Source organism: Frateuria sp., from assembly GCF_013362045.1.
Lineage (GTDB): Bacteria > Pseudomonadota > Gammaproteobacteria > Xanthomonadales > Rhodanobacteraceae > Frateuria_A.
Window position 1 is genome coordinate 1 of sequence record NZ_JABFWW010000267.1, and the last position, 4,289, is coordinate 4,289.

At 68.6% G+C, this 4,289-nt stretch carries 6 protein-coding genes; 4 read left to right on the forward strand and 2 right to left on the reverse strand.

Going from position 1 to position 4,289, the window contains the following annotated elements; all coding sequences use genetic code 11:
• The coding region (locus HOQ08_RS12750; protein ID WP_291195472.1) for a TlpA disulfide reductase family protein at positions 1-455 on the forward strand (455 nt) is incomplete at its 5' end.
• A complete protein-coding gene (locus HOQ08_RS12755) occupies positions 455-949 on the forward strand; it encodes a cupin domain-containing protein (RefSeq protein ID WP_291195477.1) in 495 nt (164 codons plus the stop codon). The genes HOQ08_RS12750 and HOQ08_RS12755, both read left to right, overlap by 1 nt.
• Here HOQ08_RS12755 and HOQ08_RS12760 read toward each other — a convergent pair.
• Positions 891-1,787 carry a DMT family transporter gene (locus tag HOQ08_RS12760; protein ID WP_291195480.1) on the reverse strand — a complete coding sequence of 299 codons (897 nt, stop codon included), beginning with the start codon at positions 1,785-1,787 and terminating at the stop codon, positions 891-893. The two genes, HOQ08_RS12755 and HOQ08_RS12760, sit on opposite strands and share 59 nt — an antisense overlap.
• 68 nt (positions 1,788-1,855) lie before the next feature.
• Entirely contained in the window at positions 1,856-2,194 is a 339-nt protein-coding gene (cutA, locus tag HOQ08_RS12765) for a divalent-cation tolerance protein CutA (RefSeq protein ID WP_291195483.1), read from the reverse strand.
• Positions 2,195-2,655: 461 nt separating this feature from the next.
• On the opposite strand from cutA, the gene groES reads away from it, so the two are divergent.
• Complete coding sequence (gene groES, locus HOQ08_RS12770) at positions 2,656-2,949, forward strand: co-chaperone GroES (protein WP_231321790.1); 294 nt, start codon at positions 2,656-2,658, stop codon at positions 2,947-2,949.
• A 122-nt stretch (positions 2,950-3,071) separates the two neighbouring features.
• Positions 3,072-4,289, forward strand: a 1,218-nt coding sequence (gene groL / locus HOQ08_RS12775) for a chaperonin GroEL (protein WP_291195489.1), incomplete at its 3' end; no start/stop codon positions are given.

Sequence of the window (4,289 nt, forward strand, 5' to 3'; positions counted from 1 at the left end):
GTGATCCCCGCCTGCCCAGCCTGGACGTGGCGACCCTGGACGGAACGGTGTTCCACATGGGTGCCAAGGTCGCCGCGCAACCGACCGTGCTGGTGTTCCTCTCACCCTGGTGCGAGAGCTATCTGGCCGACAGCCGCCCTGCCTTCGCCACCGCCTGCCGCCGGATGCGCGAGCAGGTCACGGCATTGGCCGGCGCGCCGGGCGTGCGCTGGCTGGGCATCGCCTCGGGGCTGTGGACCAACCGCGACGATCTGGCGGCATGGCGCAAGCGCTATGGCGTTCCCGTGCCGCTGGCGCTGGATGCCGACGGCGCACTGTTCCGCCGTTTCGGCGTGATGCACGTCCCGACCGTGCTGTTGGCCGACGCGCAGGGGCGGATCGTGCGGCGGCTGGAAGGACAGGCGGATCTCGCCGCCGCGCTCGCGTCGCTGCAGGTGCAGGGGAAGGCACCGTGATGCGCGGCTGCCTGCCAAGTCCGCCATCCACCCGGTACAGGAGCAGGCTGGGTTGGGCATGGATCGCGCTGCTTCCGCTGGCCGCCCTCGCCAGTCCGGCCACGGAGCGCCAACTGCTCGATACCGCACTGGCCAATGCACCGGGCCGCCATCTCACCGCGATCACCGTGGCCTACGCGCCCGGACAGGCGTCCGGGCCGCACCGGCATCCGGGCGCCGCCTTCGTGTACGTGCTCGCCGGCAGCGTGCGCAGCGCGCTGGCCGGGGAGCCCGAGCGCGTCTATCGGGCCGGCGAAAGCTGGTTCGAGCCCCCCGGGGCGCACCACCTGGTGAGCGCCAACGCCAGCGAGCGCGAGCCCGCGCGCCTGCTGGTGATCTTCATCGCCGCGCCCGGTGCGCCGCTCAGCGTGCGCGACGCGGTGGATCGGCCGCCAGTCAGGCCTCTCCAGCCGCCAGCCGACGGGTCCGGCGACGGGCGCCGACCAATCCGGTAGTGAGCGCCGTGCCAAGCAGGATCACGGCGCAGCCGACGAGCATGCGGGCGGTCACCGGTTCATGCAGCAGCAGCGCGCCCCACAGCACGCCGAAGGCCGGGATCAGGTAGGGGATCACCATGATCCGCACGGCCCCGACGCGCGCCAGCACCCAGAAGAACAGCACGTAGGCCAGCGCGGTGCACAGCACGGCCAGTCCTGCGGCGGCGAGCCACGCCTGCAGCGGCGGCGGCTGCGTCGGCCAGGCCAGCAACGTCGTCGGCAGCAGCACCAGCGCGGCGACCATGTGGCTGCCGACGGTCACCACCAGCGGGGTCACGCCGGCCAGGCGCAGGTGCGTGTAGTGCACCACGTAGCCGTACAGCACGGTGGCGGCCACGCATGCGAGCAGCGCCAGGCCGGCGCCCGGCCCCAGCGCGAGGCTGCCCTCGGCCAGCCAGACGATGCCCGCGAAACCGGCTACCAGGCCGGCCCCGCGCCAGGCGTCCAGCCGCTGGCCCAGCCACAGCCAGCCGACCAGCGCGGCGAACATCGGCGTCATGCCGTCGATGATCGAGGCCAGCCCCGCCGGCAGGCTGCGTGTGGCGAAGGTGAACAGCAGGAACGGCAGCGCCGAGTTGGTCATCCCGACCACCGCGATCGGCCGCCAGTGCGCGCGCCATTCGGCCAGGCGCTTGCGCGAGGCCAGCAGCGGCAGGAAGCACAGCGCCGCGCCGATCGCGCGCAGGCCGGCCAGCGGCAGCGCGCCGAAGGCGCCGGCGCCCATGCGCATGAACAGGAACGAGCCGCCCCACAGGGCGCCCAGCGACAGCAGGACGGCGTAGTCGATTTTCTTCATCGGGGAAAGCTTGGCGGGGATAGGTAGGTGTTTGGTGCAGCTTGATGCGCTGCCCCTGACAGGGTTTGTCAGCAGTCGTGCGTCCGGTCGGCCACCGCATCCTGCAGCCAGGCCAGATAGGCCTCGTGCCCGCGCTCGACGGGTACTGCGATCAGTTCGGGCAGCTCGTACGGATGCATCGCCAGCAGGCGTTCGCGCAGCGCCTCGAAGCGGGCCGTGGTGGTCTTGATCAGCAGCAGGTGCTCGCTGTCGGTGGTGATTTCGCCCTGCCAGCGATAGGTCGAGGCGATGCCGGGCAAGTGATTCACACAGGCGGCCAGGCGCTCGGCCACCAGCGCTTCGGCGATTCGTTGGGCGCTGTCGGCGTCGGGGCAGGTGCAGCAGCAGAGCAGGGCGGGGTCGGGCATGGCGCGGCATGGTAGCCCCTCTCGCCTCGGGAGGGGGTTGGGAGAGGGTTCGGTATCGCTCGCTCCGCCTGAATCCCTCACCCGCCTGTCGGCAGCCTATCCCGGAGGGCGAGGGATTCGGGCGTGGGGCTTGAGGCCCCAGCGCTTCGACTCCGCCCTGCGGGCTACGCTCAGCGCGAACGGGCCTTTGGGTGTGGGCCAATCAAAGCGGTCCGGGGTGGGGCAGCAAAGCCGTTCGTCCCGAGCGTAGGCGCGCAGCGCCGGAGTCGAAGGATCGCATCCCAATCCGCCGGATGTCCCTTGAAACCCTGCGCGTACCGCCCCACCTGCAGAGCCATTCGCGCTTCACCCCCCTTGCAGGGGCGGACTGCGTCGCTAGAATTGGCACTCATCGTCACCGAGTGCTAACAGCCCACCGGTGATCCTCACCCGCTTTCAACCCGAACTGCTGGAGTCCATCCATGAGCAAACTGCGTCCGCTGCACGATCGCGTCATCGTCAAGCGCCTGGAAGAGGAGCGCGTCTCCGCCGGCGGCATCGTCATCCCCGACAGCGCCACCGAGAAGCCGACCCGCGGCAAGGTCATCGCCGCCGGCACCGGCCGCATCCTGGAAGACGGCAACGTCCGCCCGATGAGCCTGAAGGAAGGCGACACCGTGCTGTTCGGCAAGTACGCCGGCCAGGAAATCAAGATCGACGGCGAAGAGCTGGTCTTCCTGAAGGAAGACGACATCGTGGCGGTGATCGAGGGCTGATCGTTTGGCGGTTGGCTGAGCGCGGAAAAAGAGCGCGCACGCCAGACGCCTTCGGCTCCTTCTTGCCCCCCTTTCGCGGAATTTTCCGTACCTAATTTCAAAATTTTTCAAGGAAAAATTTTATGGCAGCCAAAGAAGTCCGCTTCGGCGAAGACGCCCGCTCGCGCATCCTCAAGGGCGTGAACACCCTGGCCAACGCGGTCAAGGTCACGCTCGGCCCGAAGGGCCGCAACGTCGTGCTCGAGAAGAGCTTCGGCGCCCCGACGATCACCAAGGACGGCGTGTCCGTCGCCAAGGAGATCGAGCTCTCGGACAAGTACGAGAACCTCGGCGCGCAGATCGTCAAGGAAGCCGCCTCCAAGACCTCCGACGTCGCCGGTGACGGCACCACCACCGCCACCGTGCTGGCGCAGGCGTTCATCCAGGAAGGCCTGAAGGCGGTCGCCGCCGGCATGAACCCGATGGACCTGAAGCGCGGCATCGACAAGGCCGTGACCGCGGCCGTGGGCGAGCTCAAGAAGCTCTCCAATCCGACCGCCGACGACAAGGCGATCGCCCAGGTCGGCACCATCTCGGCCAACTCCGATTCCAACATCGGCGACATCATTGCCACCGCGATGAAGAAGGTCGGCAAGGAAGGCGTGATCACGGTCGAGGAAGGCTCGGGCCTGGAGAACGAGCTCGACGTCGTCGAGGGCATGCAGTTCGACCGCGGCTACCTGTCGCCGTACTTCATCAACAACCAGCAGAGCCAGCAGGTCGAGCTGGACGATCCGTTCATCCTGATCCACGACAAGAAGGTCTCCAACGTGCGCGAGCTGCTGCCCGTGCTGGAGGCCGTCGCCAAGGCCGGCAAGCCGCTGCTGATCGTTGCCGAGGAAGTCGAGGGCGAGGCGCTGGCCACGCTGGTGGTCAACACCATCCGCGGCATCGTCAAGGTCGCCGCCGTCAAGGCGCCGGGCTTCGGTGACCGCCGCAAGGCCATCCTCGAGGACATCGCGATCCTGACCAACGGCCAGGTGATCTCCGAGGAAGTGGGCCTGCAGCTGGAGAAGGCCACCATCAACGACCTGGGCCGCGCCAAGCGCGTGGTGATCACCAAGGAAAACACCACGATCATCGACGGCGCCGGCGAAGCCGAGCGCATCCAGTCGCGCATCAGCCAGATCAAGGCGCAGATCGAGGAGACTTCCTCCGACTACGATCGCGAGAAGCTGCAGGAGCGCGTGGCCAAGCTGGCCGGCGGCGTGGCCGTCATCAAGGTCGGCGCCGCGACGGAAGTCGAGATGAAGGAGAAGAAGGCCCGCGTCGAAGACGCCCTGCACGCCACCCGTGCGGCC

Coding starts and splice junctions, on each gene's coding strand:
- groES (WP_231321790.1), top strand. CDS start 2,656: ATGAGCAAACTGCGTCCGCTGCACGATCGCGTCATCGTCAAGCGCCTG.
- HOQ08_RS12760 (WP_291195480.1), bottom strand. CDS start 1,787: ATGAAGAAAATCGACTACGCCGTCCTGCTGTCGCTGGGCGCCCTGTGG.
- HOQ08_RS12755 (WP_291195477.1), top strand. CDS start 455: ATGCGCGGCTGCCTGCCAAGTCCGCCATCCACCCGGTACAGGAGCAGG.
- cutA (WP_291195483.1), bottom strand. CDS start 2,194: ATGCCCGACCCCGCCCTGCTCTGCTGCTGCACCTGCCCCGACGCCGAC.